Source organism: Salinisphaera sp. LB1, assembly GCF_003177035.1.
Classification (GTDB): domain Bacteria; phylum Pseudomonadota; class Gammaproteobacteria; order Nevskiales; family Salinisphaeraceae; genus Salinisphaera.
The window spans coordinates 3,705,431-3,728,413 of record NZ_CP029488.1 but is presented as its reverse complement, the minus strand read 5'-3'; the positions used below and the strand labels follow the sequence as shown (position 1 = coordinate 3,728,413).

At 65.6% G+C, this 22,983-nt stretch carries 22 protein-coding genes; 16 read left to right on the top strand and 6 right to left on the bottom strand.

All coding sequences use genetic code 11. From position 1 onward, the window contains the following. Positions 1-49 precede the first annotated feature (49 nt). The 6 genes from smc (at position 50) to SALB1_RS16630 (ending at position 7,920) form a co-directional block, all read left to right on the top strand. On the top strand, positions 50-3,562 hold the full coding sequence (smc, locus tag SALB1_RS16655; protein WP_109994868.1) for a chromosome segregation protein SMC: 3,513 nt from the start codon (positions 50-52) through the stop codon (positions 3,560-3,562). Positions 3,563-3,609: 47 nt separating this feature from the next. Continuing rightward, positions 3,610-4,557 (top strand): cell division protein ZipA, encoded by a 948-nt coding sequence (zipA, locus tag SALB1_RS16650; RefSeq protein ID WP_109994867.1) that lies wholly within the window; start codon positions 3,610-3,612, stop codon positions 4,555-4,557. After that, positions 4,557-6,662, top strand: coding sequence for an NAD-dependent DNA ligase LigA (ligA, locus tag SALB1_RS16645; protein ID WP_109994866.1), 2,106 nt, complete (start codon positions 4,557-4,559; stop codon positions 6,660-6,662). The genes zipA and ligA overlap by 1 nt, the downstream gene beginning before the upstream one ends. Positions 6,663-6,802: 140 nt before the next feature. After that, a complete protein-coding gene (locus SALB1_RS16640) occupies positions 6,803-7,021 on the top strand; it encodes an antitoxin MazE family protein (RefSeq protein WP_109995510.1) in 219 nt (72 codons plus the stop codon). Beyond that, the gene (locus SALB1_RS16635; RefSeq protein WP_109994865.1) at positions 7,018-7,344 is read left to right on the top strand and encodes a type II toxin-antitoxin system PemK/MazF family toxin; all 327 of its coding nucleotides are present in this window, start codon (positions 7,018-7,020) and stop codon (positions 7,342-7,344) included. Before SALB1_RS16640 ends, SALB1_RS16635 begins: the two co-directional genes overlap by 4 nt. A gap of 174 nt (positions 7,345-7,518) precedes the next feature. Further along, positions 7,519-7,920 carry a hypothetical protein gene (locus SALB1_RS16630; RefSeq protein ID WP_145961356.1) on the top strand — a complete coding sequence of 134 codons (402 nt, stop codon included), beginning with the start codon at positions 7,519-7,521 and terminating at the stop codon, positions 7,918-7,920. 19 nt (positions 7,921-7,939) lie between these two features. Here SALB1_RS16630 and SALB1_RS19075 read toward each other — a convergent pair whose 3' ends face one another. Genes SALB1_RS19075 through SALB1_RS16620 form a run of 3 tightly spaced genes read right to left on the bottom strand, consistent with a single transcriptional unit; the run spans position 7,940 to position 8,761 of the window. Then, the gene (locus tag SALB1_RS19075) at positions 7,940-8,173 is read right to left on the bottom strand and encodes a hypothetical protein (protein ID WP_158590795.1); all 234 of its coding nucleotides are present in this window, start codon (positions 8,171-8,173) and stop codon (positions 7,940-7,942) included. Between the two features lie 12 nt (positions 8,174-8,185). Beyond that, positions 8,186-8,452: a BolA family transcriptional regulator gene (locus SALB1_RS16625; RefSeq protein ID WP_109994863.1), complete on the bottom strand. Its 267-nt coding sequence runs from the start codon at positions 8,450-8,452 to the stop codon at positions 8,186-8,188. A 9-nt stretch (positions 8,453-8,461) separates the two neighbouring features. Then, positions 8,462-8,761 carry a YciI family protein gene (locus SALB1_RS16620; RefSeq protein WP_109994862.1) on the bottom strand — a complete coding sequence of 100 codons (300 nt, stop codon included), beginning with the start codon at positions 8,759-8,761 and terminating at the stop codon, positions 8,462-8,464. A gap of 101 nt (positions 8,762-8,862) precedes the next feature. On the opposite strand from SALB1_RS16620, the gene SALB1_RS16615 reads away from it, so the two are divergent. From SALB1_RS16615 to SALB1_RS16585, 7 genes are all read left to right on the top strand, one after another. Continuing rightward, positions 8,863-9,501: an L-threonylcarbamoyladenylate synthase gene (locus SALB1_RS16615; RefSeq protein WP_109995509.1), complete on the top strand. Its 639-nt coding sequence runs from the start codon at positions 8,863-8,865 to the stop codon at positions 9,499-9,501. Positions 9,502-9,579: 78 nt separating this feature from the next. Continuing rightward, a complete protein-coding gene (gene trpS, locus SALB1_RS16610) occupies positions 9,580-10,596 on the top strand; it encodes a tryptophan--tRNA ligase (RefSeq protein ID WP_109994861.1) in 1,017 nt (338 codons plus the stop codon). A 15-nt stretch (positions 10,597-10,611) separates the two neighbouring features. After that, on the top strand, positions 10,612-11,427 hold the full coding sequence (locus tag SALB1_RS16605; RefSeq protein WP_179950681.1) for a ScpA family protein: 816 nt from the start codon (positions 10,612-10,614) through the stop codon (positions 11,425-11,427). Continuing rightward, positions 11,424-12,119: an SMC-Scp complex subunit ScpB gene (scpB, locus tag SALB1_RS16600; RefSeq protein ID WP_109994859.1), complete on the top strand. Its 696-nt coding sequence runs from the start codon at positions 11,424-11,426 to the stop codon at positions 12,117-12,119. The genes SALB1_RS16605 and scpB overlap by 4 nt, the downstream gene beginning before the upstream one ends. 76 nt (positions 12,120-12,195) lie before the next feature. Beyond that, positions 12,196-12,975 carry a ferredoxin--NADP reductase gene (locus tag SALB1_RS16595; protein WP_109994858.1) on the top strand — a complete coding sequence of 260 codons (780 nt, stop codon included), beginning with the start codon at positions 12,196-12,198 and terminating at the stop codon, positions 12,973-12,975. Between the two features lie 20 nt (positions 12,976-12,995). Further along, positions 12,996-13,739, top strand: coding sequence for a pseudouridine synthase (locus SALB1_RS16590; RefSeq protein WP_109994857.1), 744 nt, complete (start codon positions 12,996-12,998; stop codon positions 13,737-13,739). 401 nt (positions 13,740-14,140) lie between these two features. Next, on the top strand, positions 14,141-14,887 hold the full coding sequence (locus SALB1_RS16585; RefSeq protein ID WP_109994856.1) for an endonuclease III domain-containing protein: 747 nt from the start codon (positions 14,141-14,143) through the stop codon (positions 14,885-14,887). Here SALB1_RS16585 and SALB1_RS16580 read toward each other — a convergent pair. From SALB1_RS16580 to SALB1_RS16570, 3 genes are read right to left on the bottom strand one after another with little or no spacing between them, the layout of a single operon-like run. Then, entirely contained in the window at positions 14,863-15,543 is a 681-nt protein-coding gene (locus SALB1_RS16580; protein WP_109994855.1) for an HAD family hydrolase, read from the bottom strand. The genes SALB1_RS16585 and SALB1_RS16580 overlap by 25 nt on opposite strands. Further along, positions 15,540-16,250 carry a bifunctional 2-polyprenyl-6-hydroxyphenol methylase/3-demethylubiquinol 3-O-methyltransferase UbiG gene (gene ubiG / locus SALB1_RS16575; protein WP_109994854.1) on the bottom strand — a complete coding sequence of 237 codons (711 nt, stop codon included), beginning with the start codon at positions 16,248-16,250 and terminating at the stop codon, positions 15,540-15,542. Before ubiG ends, SALB1_RS16580 begins: the two co-directional genes overlap by 4 nt. Then, positions 16,240-17,586, bottom strand: a complete 1,347-nt coding sequence (locus SALB1_RS16570; RefSeq protein ID WP_109994853.1) for a TRZ/ATZ family hydrolase — start codon at positions 17,584-17,586, stop codon at positions 16,240-16,242. The genes ubiG and SALB1_RS16570 overlap by 11 nt, the downstream gene beginning before the upstream one ends. A gap of 242 nt (positions 17,587-17,828) precedes the next feature. Here SALB1_RS16570 and gyrA point away from each other — a divergent pair, with 242 nt between their 5' ends. From gyrA to SALB1_RS16555, 3 genes are all read left to right on the top strand, one after another. Beyond that, positions 17,829-20,432, top strand: coding sequence for a DNA gyrase subunit A (gene gyrA, locus SALB1_RS16565; protein WP_109994852.1), 2,604 nt, complete (start codon positions 17,829-17,831; stop codon positions 20,430-20,432). A 44-nt stretch (positions 20,433-20,476) separates the two neighbouring features. Further along, positions 20,477-21,559, top strand: a complete 1,083-nt coding sequence (gene serC / locus SALB1_RS16560; protein ID WP_109994851.1) for a 3-phosphoserine/phosphohydroxythreonine transaminase — start codon at positions 20,477-20,479, stop codon at positions 21,557-21,559. Positions 21,560-21,702: 143 nt separating this feature from the next. Then, positions 21,703-22,896 carry a phosphoglycerate dehydrogenase gene (locus SALB1_RS16555; RefSeq protein WP_109994850.1) on the top strand — a complete coding sequence of 398 codons (1,194 nt, stop codon included), beginning with the start codon at positions 21,703-21,705 and terminating at the stop codon, positions 22,894-22,896. Positions 22,897-22,983 lie beyond the last annotated feature (87 nt).

Below are 22,983 nucleotides of genomic sequence, written 5' to 3'. Positions count from 1 at the left end.
ATGCGCGAAATCCAAGGCATCACGATCGGCGTAGCGGGCTGAACATGGCATGCGTCTGACCCAGATCAAGCTCGCCGGTTTCAAGTCGTTCGTCGATCCGACGACGCTCTCGCTGGCCTCGAATCTGACCAGCGTCGTCGGGCCCAACGGTTGCGGCAAATCGAACGTAATTGACGCCGTGCGCTGGGTGACCGGCGAGTCGAGCGCGCGGCAACTGCGGGGCGAGGCGCTGGAAGATGTCATCTTCAATGGCTCGCATGCCCGCAAGCCGGTGGGGCGGGCATCGGTCGAGCTGCGGTTCGACAACAGCGAAGGCAAGCTCGGCGGGCAGTACGGTGCCTTCGGTGAAATATCCATCCGGCGCGAACTGAGCCGCGACGGCGGCTCCAAGTACTTCATCAACAACACGCGGGCGCGTCGGCGCGACGTGGTGGACCTGTTTCTCGGCACCGGCCTGGGTGGCCGCAGCAACTACGCCGTGATCGAGCAGGGCGCGGTCAACCGCCTGATCGAGGCCAAGCCGGAAGACATGCGCCAGGTGCTCGAAGAGGCGGCCGGCATCTCCAGATACAAGGAGCGCCGCCGCGAGACCGAGAACCGTATTCGGCATACGCGCGAGAACCTGGAACGACTGGACGATCTCATCTCCGAGGTGAGCCAGCGCCTGGGCACGCTCAAGCGCCAGGCCGCCAACGCCGAGAAGTACAAGAGCTACAAGGCGGACGAGCGCCGGTTGCGGGCGGAATTGCTCACCCTGCGCTGGCAGGCGCGCGCCGGCGAAGTCGAGGCCGCCGAGGCCACGCTGCGCGCGGCCGAGGATCGGCTGCGCGAGGCGATCTCGGCACGCCGCCGGGCTGAAAGCGCGCGCGAGGCGGCCAACAAGGCGCAACAGCAGGCAATGACCGAAGTACAGAACCGCCAGGCCGCGTTCTACGACGCCCAGGCGAATGTCGGGCGGATCGAACAGGCGCTCGATCATGCCCGCGAAGTTGCGCAGATGCGCCAGCGCGAGCGCCAGGCGCTGCTCGACCGGCGCGATGCACTGGCGCAACGACGCGAGGCCGATCACGAGGCCGACCGGGCGCTGGCGGCCGAACAGCAGACCCGCCAGGCCGAGCGCGATGCCGCGGCGGCCGGCCTGGAGGCGGCGCGCGAGCGCCTGGCGGCGGCCGAGCAAGAGGCCACGCAGGCCGAGACCGCCTGGGATGCGTTCAACGCGGGCGAGCACAACCCGGTGCAGCAACTCGACGCCGAGCGCACGCGCGCACGCTATGCGGCACAACAACGCGACGCGTTGGCCGAGCGCGACGCCGCACGGCGCGGCGAGCGCGAACGCCTGCCCACGATCGATGAGTCGGCGCTCGCCGCGAGCGAACAGGACGTCGCGGCCCGCACGCAACAGCTCGAGTTCGATCGCGAGCAGGCCGCGACCACGGCCGAAGCCATCGACGCGTTACGCGCCGAAATAGCAGAACTGGAACAGCAACTGACGACGCAGCGTACCGCGCTCGGCGAGCGCCAGGCCGAGCTGGCCTCTGAGCGCAAGATGCAGCAGGCCGTGCTGCGCGAAGACGACGAAGCGATCAATACCTGGCTGGCGGCCTGCGGGTATGGCCAGGCCCAGGGCGTAGCACGCCGCGTACAGGTGCGTGACGACTGGCGGGCCGCGGCCGAAGCCGCGCTGGGCGCGCTGCTGCGTGGTTTCACGGTGGAAAGCCTGGCCGGTTCGGCCAATGCATCGGCGTGGCCCAACGAGCCCGTCACCCTGATCGAATCCGATCGCGAGCCGGCGGTCGCGACGCCCGAGCCGCCGGCCGGTCTGGCTGCGCTGGCCGAGGGCATCGACGGGCCGGCCGCGATCCGGGCGGCGGCCGCCCATGTTTTCGTGGCCCCGGACCTGTCGCGGGCGCTGGCGGCGCGCGAGCAACTGGGCCCGAATCAGCTGCTGGTCACCCCGGACGGCTGTCGGATCGGTGCCACCAGTCTCACCACGCCGGCCCCGGAATCGGCCGAACGCGGCGTGTTCGAGCGCGAGCAACGGATCGCCGCGCTCGACGACGAAGTACGCGATCTCGACGCGCGCCGTTCCGCCAGCGAGGCCGCACTGGCCGAACGGCGTGAGCAGCTCGAGACCCGTCGTGCCCAGGCCAGCGAACTGGATGAACGGGTCGGCCAGAGCCAGCGCGCGCTGGAAACGCGGCGCGCCGAGCTGGAAGGCGAGCGCCTGCGGGTCGAGCAGACGCGGCGCCGCGATGCCGAGATCGAAGCGGAGCTGGCCGAGCTGGCCAGCCAGTATGCCGAGGCCAGCGCGCAGGCCGACGCCGCCCAGGCCCGGGTTGCCGAGCTGGAGACCGAGGCCGAGCGCTTCGCCGCTGCTCGCCAGCAGGCGCGCGATACGCTGGCGGCGACGCGTAACGCACGGGACAAGGCGCGCAGCGAGGCGGCCGCCGCCGAGCGTCGCCTGAGCGAACTCGACAGCGCCCTGTCGCAGCTGGCGAGCCGGCGGGAGAACCTCGCCTCGCGATTGGCGGATACCCAAACCGCCCTGGACGATGTCAATGGTCAGCTGGAACGTTTCGACGCCAGTGGCCCCGGCGAACAGGCGGCCAGCGAATACAGCGCGGACGATTTGCATGCGGCACGTGAAATCCAGGCGCGCGCCGAGCGCGAATTGCGTGCGGCACGCGAATCATTGACCGCGCGTGAAAACGAGTTGGAACAGAGTGCGCAGGCGGCGATGAACGCCGAGCAGGTCGCCGAGAGTGCGCGCGACGGCCTGCAACAGGCCAAGGTCGACGTCGAAACGGCGGGCGTCCGGCGCCAGGGCGTGGTGGAACAGTTGTCGGAACTGGGCGAAGCGCCGGCCGATATTGCCCGGACGCTGCCCGAGGACGCCACCGTCGACGCCTGGAATGAAGCGATTGAAGCCATCGAACGCCGGATCGCCCGGCTCGGCGCCATCAATCTGGCGGCGATCGAGGAATACGACGAAGTCGCCGCGCGCGAGCAATACCTCGGCGAGCAGCACGCGGACCTGTCCGAGGCGTTGTCGACCCTGGAGCAGGCGATCGCCAAGATCGACCGCGAGACGCGTCAGCGCTTCAAGTCCACCTACGATCAGGTCAACAGCCGCTTCTCGGAAATGTTTCCGCAATTGTTCGGCGGCGGCGAGGCCGCGCTCGAACTGACCGACGAGGACTGGCTGACCACTGGCGTGCGCGTGATGGCGCGGCCGCCCGGCAAGCGCAACGCCTCGATCCAGATGTTGTCCGGCGGCGAAAAGGCGCTGACCGCGGTGGCGCTTCTGTTCGCACTGTTCGAGCTCAATCCGGCGCCATTCTGTATGCTCGACGAGATCGACGCGCCGCTCGACGATGCCAACGTCTCGCGTTTTTGTGAACTGGTGCGCAAGATGTCCGCACAGGTGCAGTTCATCGTCATCACGCATAATAAACTGACCATGGAATTGGCCGAACAACTCCACGGCGTGACCATGGCCGAGCCCGGCGTATCCCGGCTGGTCAGCGTCGACATCGATCAGGCGTTGGATCTCGCCGGCTAGCGTCCGCGCCGCCCACGGTCCCTCATCCACTTTCGTTCTCGTCGCCTATGTCTATCGTGCAGTGGCTTGTTCTCATTCTCGTCGTCGTCGTCGTTGCCGGCGTCTACTGGTATATCCGTCGTCAGGGCGGGGGCGATCCCTGGCAGGGCATGGACGACCCCGCGGCCGGGGGCAGCGAGCGCGCACCGGGCGGCGGCGATTCGTATATCGTCGGCGTACGCACGATCAACAAGGAAACGCCGGCCGACCGCAAGGCGGCGGTCGAGGCCGCGCGCGCCCGCGAGGCCGAACAGGCGGCCGATCCCGAGGCCACGGACCGTACGCGCGCGGTACGCCAGCCGACGGCGGTGCGGCGCAGGCCAGCCGCGCCCGACGCCAACGGGCAAGCGCCAGCCGACAGCGCGCCGCGCGATCGAACCACGGTGCGTTCCAGCGAAGCCGAGACGCCGCGCGGCCTGGATCAACCGGCTGGCGGCGAGGGCGACGCGCCGGGCCCGGACACCGAGATTCCGCCGGCCGCGACCGAGCGTGTCGAGATGGTCGCACCCGAGCGCAGCGATCAGTCGCAGTTGTTCGTGCTCTACGTCGCGGCACCCGAGGGGCATGTCTTCGACGGGCCGAGCATTCACGAAAGCCTGGCCCGGGCCGATCTCAAGTTCGGCCTCAATGATCTGTATCACCGGGTCACCGAAGTTCACGGCGTGACCGAGTCGGTTTTTTGTGTGGCAAACATGCTCAAGCCGGGCACGCTGGATCCGGTCGACCAGGATCAGCTGACCACCCCGGGCCTGACCCTGTTCCTGCTGGTGCCCGCGCCGATCGAGGGCCGGCCCGCGATGCGCGACATGATGGAAACCGCGAACCAGCTGGCCACCGACCTTGGCGGGCAGGTGCTCGACGACAACCGTGCCTTGCTCAAGGCGCAGACGGCGCAGTACATACTCGACCAGATCGCCGACATCGACCGTCGGGCTCAGCTCGGTCGCCGGCGCTGATGAGCGAGCCCGTTCCGGCCGCCAAGCGCAAGCGCGCCCGGGCGCTCGCCCGGGCGCTGGCTGAGCACAGCCGTGCCTATTACATCGAAGCCGAACCGACCATTTCGGACGCCGAGTACGATCGCCTGTTTCGCGAGCTGGAGGCCCTCGAGGCCGAGTACCCGGCGCTGGTCACGCCCGATTCGCCGACCCAGCGTGTCGGCGCGCCGCCGGTGGATGAATTCCAGTCGGTCGAGCATGCGACGCCGATGTTGTCGCTGGCGAACTGCTTCGACGACGACGAACTGGCCGAGTTCGATCGGCGCGCCCGCGAAGGTGCCGGCGTGGATGAGCTGGTCTACTGCGCGGAGCCCAAGTTCGACGGCACGGCGCTGAATCTGCGCTTCGAAGCCGGCGTCATGGTGCGTGCCACCACTCGTGGCGACGGCATCACCGGCGAGGACATTACCGCCAACGCGCGCACCATCCGCAATCTGCCGCTGCGCCTGGCCACCGACCATCCGCCGGCGTTCATCGAGATCCGGGGCGAGGTCGTGCTCGCCCGCTCGCGTTTCAACGCGCTCAACGCACGGCTGGAAGCACAGGGCCAAAAGACCTTCGTCAACCCGCGCAACGCCGCCGCGGGCAGCCTGCGCCAGCTGGATTCGCGCATCACGGCCACGCGTCCGCTGGCCTTCATGGGCTACGGCATCGGCCGGGTCGACGGCGCCGAACTCACCGACAGTCTCTTCGAACAGCTGCGATTGCTGGCGGACTGGGGTTTCACCATCAGCCCGTATGTGGATCGCGTCACCGGATTGCAGGGTTGTCGGGCTTACTACGAAGCCATGGCCGCGCGCCGCGCCGAGCTGGACATCGAGATCGACGGCTGTGTGTTCAAGGTCGACGACGGTCCGAGCCGCGACGAGCTGGGTTTCGTCGCGCGTGCGCCGCGCTGGGCGATTGCGCGCAAGTTCCCGGCCGAGGAAGCCACCACCACGCTCAACAGCGTCGAGTTCCAGGTCGGGCGGACCGGTGCGCTCACGCCGGTGGCCAAGCTCGAACCGGTCTTCGTGGGCGGTGTGACCGTCTCCAACGCCACGCTGCACAACATGGACGAGATCGAGCGCAAGGGTATTCGTATCGGCGATCGCGTGGTGGTGCGGCGGGCCGGCGACGTAATACCGGAGATCAAGGCCGTCGCCGCGCGTGGTGCCCGGGCCACAGCGATCGAGCTGCCGTCGGCCTGTCCGGTCTGTGGTTCGGCGGTCGAGCGGGTCGAGGGCGAGGCCGTGGCGCGCTGTACCGGCGGGCTGGTGTGCGCGGCGCAGCGACGCGAGGCACTCAAGCACTTCGCCTCGCGCAACGCGCTCGACATCGAAGGCCTCGGCGAGCGCCAGATCGAGGCCTTTGTCGCCGAGGGGCTGCTGCATTCGCCGGCCGACATCTTTTCGCTGGCCGAATATCGCGACGCCCTGGTCGAACGCGAAGGCTACGGCGAGAAATCCGTGGCCAACCTGCTGGCCTCGATCGAGGCGGCCAAGCAGACCACGCTGGAACGCTTCATCTTCGCCCTCGGCATTCGCGAGGTCGGCCAGACCATGGCGCGCGACCTGGCGCGTCACTTCGGCACGCTGGAGGCGCTGAGAGCCGAGGCGCAGCGTTATCACCAGCGGCTGGCCGATGTACAGGCGCAGCATCCGGACAACAAGGCCGCCCGCGATCGTGCGATGGTCGCCGAGGGTCTGCAGGCGGTGCCGGGTGTCGGCGCGCGCGTGGCACAGTCGATTGCCGATTTCTTCACCGAGCCGCGCAACATCGCGGTCATCGACGCCCTGATCGAGGCCGGCGTGCACTGGCCGAGCGTGGATACCGATGCCGCCGCCCAGCCTCTGGCGGGCCGGACCTTCGTGCTGACCGGCAGCATGGCGTCACTGACACGCGACGAAGCCAGCGACCGTCTGGAGGCACTCGGCGCCCGAGTGACCTCGAGCGTGTCGAAAAAAACCGATTACGTGGTGGCTGGCGAGCGCGCCGGCAGCAAGCGCGACAAGGCTGAAAAGCTGGGTGTGGCGATTCTCGACGAGGCTGGCCTGCGGGCATTGCTCGACGAACACGAGGGCTGATGCGGTGCGGCGTTGGTTGGACCGGTAATGCGGCGTTATTTCAAATAGCGGCGAAGGAAAGGGCGGCTTGATCGTTCGCGCATGCCGTTGCATGTAACGTTGAAAGGCGTAATATGTTGCATGTAACGGAGGATTCCAGCATGCCTGACGTCAATTCAAGAGTTCGAAAGCATCGTGATGCGTTGCGCATGGCAGGACTGCGGCCGGTGCAAATCTGGGTGCCTGATACGCGCCGGGCCGGTTTTTTGGAAGAATGCCGCCGCCAGTCACGGCTCGCAGCTGCAGCAGACCGGGCCGACATCGATACGCAGGCGTTCATGGATGATGCGCTCGCTGATATCGACGGCTGGACAGAATGACGCGGGGCGACTTTGTGACTATTGCCATTCAAGGCGATTATGGCAAACCGAGACCCGCAGTCATCATTCAGGCCGATCAATTCCATGAGCACGCTACAGTGACCGTATTACCGGTAACAAGCACTCGAGTAGCCGCGCCCTTATTTCGTATTGCCATTCAACCGAGCGACGCCAATGGCTTGCAGAAAGCTTCGCAGGTGATGGTAGATAAAGCCATAACCGTTAAACGTTCCAGGGTAGGCCAAGTGTTCGGACGTATTGATCCAGATTCAATGCTGGAGGTTGAACGGTGCCTGGCTGTGTTTCTAGGCATCGCCAAGTAAGCGGAGCTTGCAGCGAGCATTGGGCGAACACAAGCGATATCAACGAGGCGCGAGTTCTCAATCGTCTCGTGCCAGGTCCACGATCAAGGCAAGTCACGCCGCGGCGCCGCAGCCTTGCCGTCCGTGCCCCGAGATCGTAGTCTATCGCGTCGATTCCAATACAGGATGAGCAGGGTGGCGCGAAGCTGGCTCGAGGTCACAACCGGGGAAGTGCAATCGCGGATGGGCGACAACGAGCGCCTGGCCGAGCGGCGCGAGGCCATGGCCGAACAGGCCTGGTCGGCCATCGATGATTGGGTGGCTGCGGCATTCCAGGCCGCGGGCGAACGTATCGGCCGTCGCGAGTTTCGCGTAGCCGGCGACAGCGAATATGCCGTCGCTCGTTGTGGCATCTATGCCCCGGGCGCGGTTGAGCACGATCCACGCGTGGCGTTCCACGAAGCCGAATTCGATGCTTACCAGCCGCTGGTGGTACTGCGCCGCAAGGCCGACGGCGCAGGCGCGCCTGTCGAAAGCCGCACCCTGCGAGTCAGTGCGCTGGACGAAGCCACTTTGAACGAATTCCTCAGCGGCTGAGCGTGCCGCGGCTCAGCCCTTACAGCCGGAACTTCAAGCCGGTATAGATAGAGCCGCCGGGCGCCGGTTCGAAATAACGTCCGCCGTCGCTGTTAATGCGGATGTTGCCTGAATATTTTTCGTCGAACAGATTGTCGATGCCGGCGTAGACGGTCAGGTGATGCGCCCCGGCCGGCACGGCCTTGTCCACGCATCGATATGCGCCCTTGGCGCCGATCTCGGCGCGTGCCCCCGGGGATGGTCCTGACCTCAATTTCTGGCGGTTTTATTGCTCGGGGGCCAGTGCGCGTATCTGCAGCGCGTGGATATCGGTCTGCATGAGATCGCCCAGCGCGTCATAAACCAGTCGATGACGCTGGATGGGGCTTAATCCGGAGAACCTCGGCGACCGGATCGTGACATGAAAATGCCCGAGCCCGGTTGCCGCGCCCGCGTGGCCGACATGCAGGTGGCTGTCGTCGCGGATGGCGATGTCGTCGGTGTCCAGCCCCGTGGCGAGGGCGGCGCGGATACGATGGATGCGATCACTCATGGAAACGGCTTAAAAGACCTTCTTGTACGGATAGACCCTGGATTCCAGGTATACGCCTTCGGCGTTGTAGGGATCGACTTTCGCCCATTGGCGGGCCGACTCCAGGCTGTCGAAGGCCGCGATGATGATGCTGCCCTGATAACCCTCGGTGATCTTGCCGTAGGCGTCGGTGCGCGGCAGCGGGCCGGCCGTCAGCAGGCGGCCTTCGGCATCCAGATCGCGCAAGCGCTGGCGATGCTCTTCACCGGCCTTGGCCCGACCGTCGGCGCTCTCGGCCACGTCAAAGGAAACGATAGCAAAGTAATCCATGGCAATTGGTTCCCGAAACGGGTGTATAGGGGATCATAGTGTGCCGTATGCAGCCAGGCTCGACTATGGGCGATGCGGCCGGGAATGGTTACAATAAATGTATGAGCGAACTCGTCCACATCCACGCGGAGACCCCGCAGCCCCGCCGTATCGAAAAGGTCGCCAGTGCGCTGCGTGCCGGCCAGGTGGTGGCCTATCCCACGGACTCATCCTACGGCCTGGCATGCGCCATGGGCGATCGTAACGCGATGGAGCGTATCCGGCAGATCCGCGGGCTCGATCGCGATCATTTCTTCACCCTGGTGTGCCGCGACCTGTCGGAGATCGCGCATTACGCCAAGGTGGAAAATCCAAGTTTTCGTCTGCTCAAGTCCGCAACGCCCGGGGCCTACACCTTCGTCCTTAAGGCGTCCAAACAGGTGCCGAACTGGCTGGCGCACCCCAAGCGCAAGACGATCGGCATCCGGGTACCCGGTCATCCGGTCGCGCGTGCGATCGTCGATGCGCTCGGTGAGCCCTTCATGACGGTGACCGCGGTCGCCCGCGACGATCGCGCCCTGTCCGAGGCCACCGAGGTACGCGAGGAATTCGACCGGCAGATTGATCTCGTGGTGGATGGCGGCGCCACCGGCGTCGAACCGACGACCGTGGTCGACCTGACCGAAGACGTGCCCCGGATCCTGCGCCCGGGCAAGGGCAGCGCCGAGGCGATCGGTCTGGACGGGGACGAAACCGCCTGACGCCATAGGCTCGGCGCTTCCGGCGCGGTGCCGTATACTCGCGCGTTCGTCATTCTCGACAGCTGGGAGTAGTAGCTCGTGTCCTCGGCCCATGCCCGACCGGTCGTATTATCCGGTATTCAGCCCTCCGGCGAACTCACGCTGGGCAATTACATCGGTGCGCTCAAGCACTGGGTGAACATGCAGTCGACCCATGATTGCCTGTTTGCGCTGGTCGACATGCACGCGATCACCGTGCGCCAGGACGCCGCCGCGCTGCGTGCTCGCTGCCACGAATTCCTGTGCCTGTATCTGGCCGCCGGCATCGATCCGGACAACGCGACGCTGTTCGTGCAGTCGCACGTGCCGGCGCATGCCCAGCTGGCCTGGCTTTTGAACTGCCATACGTCGATGGGCGAGCTCAACCGCATGACGCAGTTCAAGGACAAGTCGGCCAAGAACGTCGACAACGTCAATGCGGGCCTGTTCGACTATCCGGTGCTCATGGCGGCGGACATCCTGCTGTACCAGGCCGATGCCGTGCCGGTCGGCAACGACCAGAAGCAGCATCTCGAACTGACCCGCAATCTGGCCGAGCGTTTCAATGCGCGCGTGGGTGAGTCCGTGTTCACCGTGCCGGAGCCGTTCATCCCGGAGGTGGGCGCGCGCATCATGAGCCTCGGCGAGCCGACCGCCAAGATGAGCAAGTCGGACGATGTCGAGGCCAATGTCATCAAGTTGCTCGACCCGCCGAAGAAAGTGGTCAAGAAGATCAAGCGCGCGGTCACAGATTCCGACGGTGAGGTGCGTTTCGACGAGGCCAACAAGCCGGGCGTATCGAATCTGTTGTCGATCTTCTCGGCAGTGACCGATCGTCCGATCGCCGATCTGGAGGTCGACTACGCCGATTCCGGCTATGGTGCGCTCAAGGGTGACCTGGCCGAGGCGGTGGTGGCATTCCTCGAGCCGCTGCAGGCGCGCTACGCGGAATTCGCCGCCGACACCGCCGGGCTGGACGCCATCCTGGCGCGCGGCGCTGCGGCCGCCCGTGAACGGGCCCAACCGACGCTCGATGCCGCATATGCGGCGACCGGCTTCCTGCCGGGCGCGGTCTGAGGCCGTCCGCCGATCTTGACCGCGACCGCCGCCGACTCGGAGCCGACGCCGGATGATGAAGCCATCCGGGTCGCGGGCGAGCGCTACGAGGCGCTGCCCGAGGATCTGTACATCCCGCCGGACGCGCTGCGCGTGTTTCTGGAGACCTTCGAAGGCCCGCTCGATCTGTTGCTGTACCTGATCCGCCGTCAGAACCTGAACATCCTCGATATTCCGGTGTTCACGATCACCCAGCAGTACATGGCCTATATCGAATTGATGGAGGAAATGGCGATCGAGCTGGCCGGCGAGTATCTGCTGATGGCCGCGATGCTGGCCGAGATCAAGTCGCGCATGCTGTTGCCGAAGACCGAGCACGCGGAAGAAGACGAGGGCGAGGACCCGCGATCCGAGCTGATCCGCCGCCTGGCCGAATACGAACAGTTCAAGGAGGCGGCGGAAAGCCTGGACGAATGCCCGCGCGTCGGGCGCGACATCACGCCCGTCCGGCACGAGCCCGTGGCGATGGCCATCGAGCGTCCGGCACCGGAAACCGATCTGCGTGCGCTGCTCGGCGCGCTGCACGACGTCCTGACGCGGGCGGAGCTGTATTCGCGGCATGTGATCGAGCGCGAGCCGTTGTCGGTGCGCGAGCACATGACGCGGATTCTCGAGCGGCTGGATTCGGACCGCCCGGTGGCATTCGTTACCCTGGTCTCATTGGAGGAAGGGCGGTTGGGCGTCGTCGTGTCGTTTCTGGCGATTCTGGAGCTGGCGCGCGAGTCGTTGATCGCGATCGAGCAGGCGGCGCCGTATGCGCCCGTGTCGCTGCGCCGCCGGGGGGCGGAATGACCGAATCGAAGCCGTCACCCGAGGCCGGCGCCGCCCGGACGAGCGAGAGCCCCGAAGTCTCCGAGCGGCTGGTGCGTTGTATCGAGGCGTTGTTGCTGGCCGCGGATTCGCCGTTGTCGGTCGACCAGCTCGTGCGGCTGCTCGAGACCACCGATGCGGTCGACAAGGCCGATGTACGCACCGCGCTGTCGGCGTTGGCCGGGCGCTATGCCGACTCGGCCGCGGACCTGGTCGAGGTGGCCGGCGGCTGGCGCTTCCAGGTGGGGCCGGACTACGGCGCGCTGGTGGCCCGGCTCTGGGAGGAACGCCCGCCGAAGCTTTCGCGCGCCATGCTCGAGACACTGGCGATCATCTGCTACCGCCAGCCGCTGGCGCGTTCCGACATCGAAGCGGTGCGCGGGGTGTCGGTGTCGACCGGCATCATCAAGACCCTGTCCGAGTACGAATGGATCAAGGTAGTCGGCCATCGTGAAGTACCCGGCCGGCCGGCGCTGTATGCCACCACCCCGCGTTTCCTCGACGATTTCGGCGTGAAACGATTGGCGGATCTGCCGAGCCTGCCCGAGCTCAAGGATGTCGACACGCTCGACGCGGCGGTCGCACGCCTGCGCGGAGACGCCGACGACGGCGATGCGGGCACGCCGGAGGGATCAACCGACGTGCCGCCCGACGACCGTGCGGACTTGGAATAAGCCGCGCCGGCACCACGTTACCCGCCACACTTGTTTTGGTTTGATGCCGCGAAAGCGGTTTGATGATGGACATCTCATGGCAGCCCTGAATACCGAACGCGTCACCAGCGTGAAGCACTGGAATGATTCCCTGTTTTCGTTCACCACGACGCGCGACCATTCCCTGCGGTTCGAGAACGGCCAGTTCGTGATGATCGGCTTGCCGACCGAAAGCGGCAAACCGCTGTTGCGCGCCTACAGCATCGTGTCGGCCAATTACGAGGAATACCTCGAGTTCTTCTCGATCAAGGTGCCGGATGGGCCGCTGACCTCGCGCCTGCAGCATCTCAAGGTTGACGATGAAGTATTCGTATCGACCAAGCCGACCGGTACGCTACTGATTACCGACCTGCATCCGGGGCGCAATCTGTATCTGTTGTCGACCGGCACCGGTCTGGCGCCGTTTTTGTCGGTCGTGCGCGATCCGGAGACCTACGAACGCTTCGAGCGGGTGATCGTGGTGCATGGGGTGCGCTACATCGAGGATCTGGCCTACGACGAGCTGCTCAAGAACGACCTGCCCAACGACGAGATCCTGGGCGAACTCATCCAGGGTCGGTTGTTGTATTACCCGGTCGTCAGTCGCGAGCCGTTCCGCAACCAGGGGCGGTTGACCACGCTGCTCGACAACGGCCGGATAACCGGCGATCTGGGCCTGGAGCCGCTCGATCCCGAGCGCGACCGCGCCATGATCTGCGGCAGCCCGGGTATGCTGGACGACACCGCGAAGCTGCTCGACGATCGCGGGTTCACGGTATCGCCGCATATCGGCAAGCCGGGCGAATACGTCATCGAACGTGCCTTCGTCGAGAAATAACCGGACCATCGGATCCAATCATGGCTGATCGTATACAGAAAGTGCTGGCGCACGCCGGCTACGGTTCGCGGCGCGAACTCGAACGCGCGATCGCCGAGGGCCGCGTCAAGATCAATGAGCGCGTGGCGACGCTCGGCGATACACTCGCGGCGGGCGATAGCGTGCGACTGGACGGCAGGCCGCTCAATCTGGCGAAGCGCGGCGAGGTCCCGGTTCGTGTTCTCGCCTACAAGAAGCACATCGACCAGGTCGTGACCCGTCGCGATCCGGAAGGCCGGGCCACGGTCTTTCGCAAGCTGCCCAAGCTCGACGCAGGACGCTGGCTCGCCGTCGGCCGGCTCGACGTCAATACCTCGGGCCTGCTGTTGCTTACCACCGACGGCGAATTGAAGCGGCGGCTGGAGCATCCGTCGTACGAAATCGTGCGCACTTACGCCGTTCGCGTGCGCGGTGAAGTCGATCAGGCCATGCTCGATCGGCTGGTCGAGGGGGTGCAGCTGGAAGACGGCATTGCGCGCTTCGATTCGATCCGCGAGGGCTACGATGCCCATCGCGCCAACCGCTGGTTCGAGGTTACCGTGCGCCAGGGGCGCAACCGCGTCGTGCGCCGCCTCTGGGACAGCCAGGGTGTGACCGTCTCGCGCCTCATGCGGACCGGCTTCGGCCCGATTCCTTTGCCGACCGGGGTCAAGGCCGGCAGCTACCGCGAGCTCGATAAAAAGGAAGTCAGCGCGCTGGCCAAGTTGGTCGATCTCAAACGTTAGAGCGTGCTTCTATTGTTGTAAGGCATTTATCCGCAGATCAACGCAGATTGACGCAGATGTTATGTCAGCATTCACTGGCTTCGATGTGCGTTCCTGGCCGTACATTTTTCGATACCCCACGGGGCGGGTGCAGAGGAAAATGCGCTAGTCAGCGCCCTGCGACGCTGCGCAGCTTGGCCTCGACACGACCAAGGCTGGCGCCAAGCGCCTTGCCGAAGCACGATTTCGGGCGGCAACGCGACTCTGTCAGATAGTGTTAGTTCGCCGTGGTGGCACGAGCCGATGCCTTTTCGAATGAATGGCGTGCCGGATCGCAATCCGTTCGTCAATGAATGCCAGTCGAGTTCAGCGCATGTGCGCTTTCTTGATCGGCGTGAATCTGCGTTGATCTGCGGATATAAATGTCTTCACAAGAGAAAAAGCCGTCGGGCGCGGCCGGTAGAATCCCAACAGCCGCCGCCATCGTGGATTTCCACGATCGCCTGGCATCGGCCTACGGGCCCCAGCACTGGTGGCCGACCCAGGACGATTCCCATCCGAGATTCGAGATTCTGGTCGGCGCGGTACTCACCCAGCACACGGCATGGACCAACGTCGAGATCGCCATCGCCGCGCTGCGCGACGCCGGTCCGCTGACACCCGAGGCGATCCTGGCGCACGATGACCTGCCGGGCCTGATCCGTCGGGCCGGCCCGCACCGGATCAAGGCCGAGCGGCTGCGCTCGTTGTGTCGTTGGTTCGTCGCACGCGGCGGCTTTGCGGCGATCGAGGCGCTGGGTACGGCCACCCTTTGCCACGAGCTGCGTGCATTGCATGGCATCGGCCCGGAAACCGCCGACGTGATTGCGCTCTATGCCTTCGACCGACCACGCTTTATTGCCGATGCGTATGCGTTTCGAATCCTTGAGCGCTACGGGATGTGGCAGGGGCCGCGGCGCTACGAACGGCTGCGCGACTCGATCGAGACGGCTGTAGGGGCGTGTGCCACCGCCGCGTTCTACGACGAACTGCATGCGCTGATCGTGGCCCACGCCAAGCATCGATGTCACAAGCGGGCACCGGACTGCGCGCGCTGCGTGCTGGCGCCGACCTGTGCCCACGGCCGCCAACAGGCCGCCGAAAGTCAGGCGGCGGGCTGCAGCCGCTGAATCGCGTCCCACAGTTCGGCCGGCGTAGCGACCACGGCATCGGCTTGCCATTGCGCGATATCGTCATCCACCGGCACATAGCCGTAGCTGGCCGCGATCGTCGGCATGCCGGCCGCGCGCCCGGCCAGGATGTCGCGATCCGAATCGCCGACGTAGACCGAATGCGACGGCTCGACGCCCATACGCTCGCAGGCCAGCAGGATCGGCCGCGGATCGGGCTTGGATACGCCCGCCGTGTCGCCGCCGATGACGCACCCGGGGGCCGGGTCGAAGGCGGTGTGTTCGATCAACGGCACAGCCAGCGCCTCCACCTTGTTGGTGACCACGCCCCAGGCCAGATCGGCGGCACCCAGGCGTGCGACCAGTTCGCGAATGCCATCGTAGGGATGGCTTTCCTGCGTCATGCGCTGGCGATAGCGCGCGATGAAGCGATCGTAGGCCTCGCGATACCCGTCATCGTCCGGCGTGAGATCAAAGCCGCGGCCCAGCAGGCCGCGCCCGCCGTAGGAACAGTAGGGGGCGAGCACGTCTTCCGGCATCGGGTCCAGGCCGTCGGCGCGGCGCATGTCGTTGAGCGCGCCGACCAGGTCGGGCGCGGTATGCATCAGCGTCCCGTCCAGGTCGAACAGCACACTGCGTTGCCCGGCCGGGCTCAAGAGTCATCCCCGTTGCGGCGCGCGTGCACGAAGTAGTTCACATCCGGCCGTGCGCCGAATGCCGCATGGCGGGTCAGCGGGTTGTAACGCATGCCGCTGATGTCGACCACGTCGAGGCCGGCGTGCCGGCAGTACGCCGACAGTTCGGCCGGCTTGATCAGCTTGGCGTATTCATGGGTGCCGCGCGGCAACAGGCCGAGCACGTACTCGGCGCCGCCGATCGCGAGCGTCCAGGCCTTGGGCGTGCGATTGATGGTGGAGAAGAAGGTATGGCCGCCGGCTGCCGTCAGCCGGGCACAGTCGTCGACCACATACGCAGGTTCGTCGACGTGTTCGAGCATTTCGTAGGCGACCACGATATCGAACGTACCGGCGAGTTCGGCCGCCAGATCACGGCTCGAGACCACGCGATAATCGATGTCCAGCCGCGATTGCTCGGCATGGTGCCGCGCTGCTTCCACCGCCTGTTGCGCCAGATCGATCCCGGTGACGCGCGCGCCGCGCGCGGCCATGGCCTCGGCGAGCAGGCCGGCACCGCAGCCGACATCGAGCACGCGCTTGCCCGCAAGGCCGCCAGCCCGGCGCTCGATGTAGGCCGTGCGCAGCGGGTTGATGTCGTGCAGCGGCCGCATGTGGCCGCTCGGATCCCACCAGTCGGCGGCCATGGCGTCGAACTTATCCAGTTCGGCTTGCTGATTACTGGGCATGACGATCGTTCTCCGGTTGGGCGCGGAATGCGGCCAGTTTATCGGCCCAGGTGTCGGCGCGGTGCATGAGGTCGTCGACATCCAGCGTGGTCAGCTGGCGGTCGCGCATCAGGGCGCGCCCGGCGACCCAGGTGTCGGTGACCTGCTGGCGGTTCGCGCTGTAGACCAGGGCGGCGATGGGGTCGAATACCGGCCGCGTCTCCAGTTCGCCCAGATCGATGGCGGCCAGATCGGCGGCCTTGCCGACCTCGATCGAGCCGGTGCGCTCGGCGATGCCGAGCGCCTTCGCGCCGGCGATCGTGGCCATTTCCAGCGCGGCGTCGGCCGAGACGGCGGCGGCATCGTTGCCGGCCACCTTGCCGATCAGCGCGGCGGTGCGCATTTCTCCGATCATGTCGAGATCGTTGTTGGAGGCTGCGCCGTCAGTTCCCAGTGCCACGTTGACGCCGGCATCACGCAGTTTTTGCACCGGGGCCAGGCCGCTGGCGAGCTTGAGGTTGGATTCCGGCGAATGAATCACGTGCACGCCGGCCGCGGCACAGCGCTCGATCTCGGCGGCGGTGAGCTGGGTCATGTGCACGGCCAGCAGATTCGGCGTGAGCAGGCCGAGCGCATCGAGCCGCGCCAGCGGCCGCTGGCCGTGCTCGGCCACGGCGCTGTCGACCTCGAATGCGGTTTCGTGAATGTGCATGTGTACCCGTACGTCCATTTCGTCGGCGTAGGTGCGCATCTTGGCCAGTGGCCCGTCGGAAACGGTGTAGGGCGCGTGCGGGGCGAACGGGGTGACGATGCGCTCGTGGTGGCGCCATGCATCGTGCACGGCCAGGCCCTTGTCGAGATACTCATCCGGCGTGGCCGCCCAGACCGTGGGGAAATCGATCAGGATCATGCCGATGGCCGCACGCATCCCGGCGCGATCGACATGCTCGGCCACGACATCGGGGAAGAAATACATGTCGTTGAAGCAGGTCGTGCCGCCGCGGATCATTTCCGCCATGGCCAGATCGGTGCCGTCGGCGACGAAGACCTTCGACATGAATTCCGATTCCAGCGGCCAGATATGCTGTTGCAGCCAGGGCATCAGCGGGAGATCGTTGGCCACCCCGCGCATCAGGTTCATCGCCGCATGCGTGTGGGCGTTGATGAAGCCGGGCACCAGCAGATGACGCCCACGCTCGATCACCTCGGCGTCCGGATAGGCGTGCTCGGCCTGTTCGCGTGGCAGGATGGCCGCGATGCGGCCCTGGCGGATCACCACGGCTTGATGTTCGAGCCATCGATGCGTGCCATCGACGGGGGCGATCCAGCGGGCGTGAATGACGGTTTCGGACAAGATCGTGCCTCGCTTGGGGCGTTGAATGAGCGGCCGTTCGGTGGTGCCGGGCGCCGGCGCGCCGATGCTACCGGACAGGCCGTATCCCGGACAGCGTCGCGGGCGGCCGATGGCAATGGCTGTGGTATCATATCGCGCTTCGCGCAGAGGTCTTTCGGGCCCGGTCGACAGGCAGGTTTCGGGAGGTTTTCCGAATCTGCCGGCGGACCGCGACTGCGCGCCGGATCGCCAACTTGAACTAGCCTATGGCCGACGTCGCAAAAGAGATCCTGTCGATCAACCTGGAAGACGAGATGCGCCAGTCGTATCTCGACTATGCGATGAGCGTGATCGTCGGGCGCGCGCTGCCCGATGTGCGCGACGGCCTCAAGCCGGTGCATCGCCGCGTGCTCTACGCGATGCAGGAGTTGTCCAACGACTGGAACCGGCCGTACAAGAAGTCCGCCCGCGTGGTCGGCGACGTCATCGGTAAATATCATCCGCACGGCGACTCGGCGGTCTACGACACGATTGTCCGCATGGCGCAGGATTTCTCCATGCGTTACGTGCTGGTTGACGGCCAGGGCAACTTCGGCTCGGTCGACGGCGACGCGCCGGCGGCGATGCGCTACACCGAAGTGCGCATGGCCAAGCTCGCCCACGAGCTGCTGGCCGACATCGGCAAGGACACCGTCGATTTCATTCCCAACTACGACGAGTCGGAATCCGAGCCGGCGGTGTTGCCGACCCGGCTGCCGAACCTGCTGGTCAACGGCGGCACCGGCATCGCCGTGGGTATGGCGACCAACATCCCGCCGCACAACATCCGCGAGATCATCAACGCCTGCCTGGCGGTGATGGATAACGAAGACGTGACCATCGCCGAACTGATGGCACACGTCCCGGGCCCGGATTTTCCCACGTCGGGCATCATCAACGGCGCCTCGGGCATTCGCGAGGCCTACGAAACCGGCCGTGGGCGGATCTATACCCGGGCGCGGGCCCATTTCGAGGATGTCGACGAACGCGGCAAACAGGCGATCGTGGTCACCGAGCTGCCGTACCAGGTCAACAAGGCGCGGCTGCTGGAAAAGATCGCCGAGCTGGTCAAGGAAAAACGCGTCGAGGGCATCACCGAGCTGCGCGACGAGTCCGACAAGGACGGCATGCGCATGGTGATCGAGCTGCGCCGCGGGGAAACCCCCGAGGTGGTGCTCAACAACCTGTATCGTCATTCGCAGATGCAGACCGTGTTCGGCATCAACATGGTCGCGCTCGACGACGGCCAGCCGCGTACGCTCAACCTCAAGCAGATGCTGGAAGCCTTCATCCGGCATCGGCGCGAAGTCGTCACCCGGCGTACCCAGTACGAACTGGCCAAGGCGCGCGCGCGGGCGCATGTGCTGGAAGGTCTCACGGTCGCACTGGCCAATATCGACGAGGTGATCGCCCTGATCCGGGCCTCGTCCGGCCCCGCTGAAGCCCGAGAAGGCTTGATGGGTCGCGAATGGGCGCCCGGCCAGGTCAACGCCATGCTCGAGCGCGCTGGCGCCGATGCCTCGCGCCCGACCGATCTGTCGCGCCACTACGGGCTGCAGGATTCAGGCCGCTACCGGCTCACCGAGACCCAGGCCCAGGCCATTCTCGATCTGCGTCTGCACCGTCTGACCGGGCTCGAGCAGGACAAGATCGTCGAGGAGTTCGAGAAGCTGCTCGCCGACATTGCCGATTATCTCGAGATCCTGTCGTCGATGGCGCGCCTGTTCGAGGTCATTCGTGACGAATTGGTCGCCGTACGCGACGAATACGGCGATGAGCGCAAGACCCAGATCCTGGATGATCATCTGGATCTGACCACCGCCGATCTGATCTCGCCCGAGGATGTGGTCGTCACGCTGACGCACGAAGGCTATGTCAAGAGCCAGCCGCTGGGCGACTATCGCGCGCAGCGCCGTGGCGGTCGTGGCAAGTCGTCGACCAAGACCAAGGACGCCGATTTCATCGAGAAACTGTGGGTGACCCACACCCACGACACACTGCTGTGCTTTTCGTCGTACGGCAAGGCGTACTGGCTCAAGGTGTACGAGTTGCCCAGTGCCGGCCGCGGCGCGCGCGGCAAGCCGATCGTGAACCTGCTGCCGCTGGAGTCCGACGAGCGCATTTCCGAAGTGCTGCCGATCAAGGATTTCAACACCGACGAGCACGTGTTCTTTGCCACCCGCAACGGCACGGTCAAGAAGACCGCGCTGGAGCAGTTCTCGCGGCCGCGCACCAACGGCATCATCGCCATCGATCTGCGCGACGACGACGCCCTGGTCGGCGTCGACCGGACCGGCGGACAGGATACGGTGATGTTGTTCACATCGGTCGGCAAGGTCATTCGCTTCGCCGAGGCGGACGTGCGTCAGATGGGCCGCAACGCCGCCGGCGTGCGCGGCATCCGCCTGCCCGCGGACGACGAATCCGCGGCCGTGATCGGCCTGATCGTCGTGCGCGAGGGAGAGATTCTCACCGTCACCGAACACGGCTATGGCAAGCGCACGCCGGTGGATGACTATCCGCTGCGCGGCCGGGGCGGCCAGGGTGTGCTCGCACTCAAGCAATCGGACAAGACGGGTGCAGTGGTCGGCGCCACGCAGGTGTCCGAAGACGACGAGATTATGCTCATTTCCAATATGGGCACGCTCATCCGCACGGCGGTCTCCGAGGTGTCCGTGCTGGGCCGCAACACCCAGGGCGTACGAATCATCCGGGTGGCCGACGATCAACGCCTGGTGGGCGTGGATCGTATCGCGGTCGAGGACGCGGACGATGAAGCCGCGCCCGGCGACGGCGAAACCGAGACCCCCGAGACGCCCGACGAGAATTGATGTCGGCGGGCGCGCCCGCTTTGTTTTCCACGAGGAGTGGTTTCATGTCACGTGTGTATAACTTCAGTGCAGGTCCCGCGACCCTGCCGGTCGAAGTGCTGGAAAAAGCCCAGGCCGAGATGCTCGACTGGAAGGGCACCGGCATGTCCGTGATGGAAATGAGCCATCGCGGCTCGGCCTTCGTATCGATTGCCGAGGATGCGACCGCGCGGCTGCGCCGTCTGCTCGATGTGCCGGATGATTACAGCGTGCTGTTCCTGCAGGGCGGGGCGGCCGGCCAGTTCGCCGGCGTGCCGTTGAATCTGATGGGCGAGCAGCATACGGCCGATTACGTCGTGACCGGCAACTGGGGCAAGAAGGCCATCAAGGAAGCCGGCAAGTACGGCGAGGCCAACCTCGCCGCCTCCGGCGAGGCCGACGGTTTCACCTCGATCCCGGCGCTCTCGGACTGGAACCTGTCCTCGAACGCGGCCTATCTGCATTTCACCCCGAACGAGACCATTCAGGGCGTGGAATTCCAGCAGGTGCCGGACGTCGGCGATGCGCCGCTCGTGGCCGACATGTCGTCGAACTTCCTGTCGCGCCCGGTGGATGTGGCCAAATACGGCGTGATCTATGCCGGCGCGCAGAAGAACGCGGGCCCGGCGGGGGTCACGATGGTGATCGTGCGCAACGATCTGCTGGAACAGGCCCAGGCATCGTGCCCGATGGTGCTCAACTATAAGCAGCAGCGCGACGCCGATTCCATGCTCAACACGCCGGCCTGCTACGCGTGGTACATCTGCGGCCTGACCTTCGAGTGGCTGGAGAACCAGGGCGGCCTGGAAGCGATCGAGAAGATCAATATCCGCAAGTCGTCCAAGCTCTACGACTACATCGACGCCTCGGACTTCTACTCCAACCCGGTGGACCCGGCCGTGCGCTCGCGCATGAACGTGCCGTTCCTGCTCGCCGACGATACCCTGAACAAGCAGTTCCTGGCCGGAGCCGAGGAGGCCGGTCTGTCGACGCTCAAGGGGCATCGCTCGGTCGGTGGCATGCGCGCATCGATTTATAACGCGATGCCGGAAGCCGGTGTGGATGCCTTGATCGATTTCATGGATACGTTTGCCCGGACCAACGGTTAGCACGGAACGATGACCCGGGCTGTGGACCGGCCCAGGCGTCGGCGCCGGCACGCCCCCAGGATGCCCGGGGGGCAGGCCGGCGGCCCCTGACCGCGGCCCTTTTTGGGGCCCCGTTTCCAGGATTGCCTTCAACAAGGATTGTCATGAGCCTGAAGATTCAAACCCTCAACAGCATCTCCGCGCGCGGCCTCGACAAGCTGCCGCACGGCCTCTACGAAGTGGCCTCGGAAATGAGCGAGCCGGATGCGATCATCCTGCGCTCGGCCAATATGCACGACATGGACATTCCGGCCTCCGTACGCGCCATCGGTCGCGCCGGTGCCGGCGTGAACAATATTCCGGTCGACAGGATGACCGAGCGCGGCGTGCCCGTGTTCAACGCGCCGGGCGCGAATGCGAATGCGGTCAAGGAGCTGGTGCTGTCCGGCATACTCCTGTCGGCACGCAACATTCTCGGCGCCTGGCGCTATGTCGAGGCGCTCACCTCGACCGGCGAGGATCTCAAGAAGGAGGTCGAAGCCGGCAAGAAGAAGTTCAAGGGTATCGAATTGCCGGGCCGTACGCTGGGTGTGATCGGCCTCGGCGCGGTCGGCGTGAACGTCGCCAATGCGGCACAGGCGCTTGGCATGGACGTCTCCGGTTTCGATCCGGGCATCACCATCAACAATGCCTGGCGCCTGAGTGCCGGCGTGGCGGAAGCCTTGTCGGCGGACGACCTGATATCCGGCTCGGAATTCGTCAGTCTGCATGTGCCGCTGGTCGACGGGACCCGCGGTCTGGTCAATGCAGAGCGACTCAAGCTGATGCCCCAGGGCGCGGTCCTGCTGAACTTCTCGCGCGCCGAAATCGTCGACGAAGACGCGGTGCTGGATTCGCTGACCGAGGGGCATCTCAAGTACTACGTCTGCGATTTCCCGTCCGAGAAGCTGCGTGGTCACGATCAGGTGATCACGCTGCCGCATCTGGGCGCATCCACCGACGAGGCCGAGGATAACAGCGCCATCATGATCGCCGACCAACTTCGTGATTGGCTGGAGGTCGGCAACATCCGCAATTCCGTGAACTTCCCCGAGGCGATCATGCCGCCGACGGCGGACGCGCGCCGTATTGTGGTGATCAACAAGAACCAGCCGAATATGGTCGGCCAGATCACCTCCGCGCTCGCGCGCCACAACCACAACATCGCCGATCTGCTGAACAAGTCGAAGGGTGAGGTCGCGCTGTCCATGGTGGATGTGGACACGGATGTGGACCAGGGCGCGCTCGACGAGCTGGCCGGGATTTCCGGCGTCCTGTGCGTACGTTACCTGGGCGCGATCGGTCGCAACGCCGGCTGATCGTGCCCGTTGCGGGCCGCGCTCGGCGCGGTCCGCAATCCGTGTCGGGGCCCGGCCGATGGTGCGCGCGGATGGCGGGCGCGGCCG

Coding starts and splice junctions, on each gene's coding strand:
- zipA (WP_109994867.1), top strand. CDS start 3,610: ATGTCTATCGTGCAGTGGCTTGTTCTCATTCTCGTCGTCGTCGTCGTT.
- serC (WP_109994851.1), top strand. CDS start 20,477: ATGTCACGTGTGTATAACTTCAGTGCAGGTCCCGCGACCCTGCCGGTC.
- SALB1_RS16640 (WP_109995510.1), top strand. CDS start 6,803: ATGCCTGACGTCAATTCAAGAGTTCGAAAGCATCGTGATGCGTTGCGC.
- SALB1_RS16620 (WP_109994862.1), bottom strand. CDS start 8,761: ATGGATTACTTTGCTATCGTTTCCTTTGACGTGGCCGAGAGCGCCGAC.
- ubiG (WP_109994854.1), bottom strand. CDS start 16,250: ATGCCCAGTAATCAGCAAGCCGAACTGGATAAGTTCGACGCCATGGCC.
- SALB1_RS16590 (WP_109994857.1), top strand. CDS start 12,996: ATGGCTGATCGTATACAGAAAGTGCTGGCGCACGCCGGCTACGGTTCG.
- SALB1_RS16635 (WP_109994865.1), top strand. CDS start 7,018: ATGACGCGGGGCGACTTTGTGACTATTGCCATTCAAGGCGATTATGGC.
- gyrA (WP_109994852.1), top strand. CDS start 17,829: ATGGCCGACGTCGCAAAAGAGATCCTGTCGATCAACCTGGAAGACGAG.
- smc (WP_109994868.1), top strand. CDS start 50: ATGCGTCTGACCCAGATCAAGCTCGCCGGTTTCAAGTCGTTCGTCGAT.
- SALB1_RS16555 (WP_109994850.1), top strand. CDS start 21,703: ATGAGCCTGAAGATTCAAACCCTCAACAGCATCTCCGCGCGCGGCCTC.
- SALB1_RS16625 (WP_109994863.1), bottom strand. CDS start 8,452: ATGAGTGATCGCATCCATCGTATCCGCGCCGCCCTCGCCACGGGGCTG.
- SALB1_RS16615 (WP_109995509.1), top strand. CDS start 8,863: ATGAGCGAACTCGTCCACATCCACGCGGAGACCCCGCAGCCCCGCCGT.
- SALB1_RS16595 (WP_109994858.1), top strand. CDS start 12,196: ATGGCAGCCCTGAATACCGAACGCGTCACCAGCGTGAAGCACTGGAAT.
- SALB1_RS16585 (WP_109994856.1), top strand. CDS start 14,141: ATGTCTTCACAAGAGAAAAAGCCGTCGGGCGCGGCCGGTAGAATCCCA.
- ligA (WP_109994866.1), top strand. CDS start 4,557: ATGAGCGAGCCCGTTCCGGCCGCCAAGCGCAAGCGCGCCCGGGCGCTC.
- scpB (WP_109994859.1), top strand. CDS start 11,424: ATGACCGAATCGAAGCCGTCACCCGAGGCCGGCGCCGCCCGGACGAGC.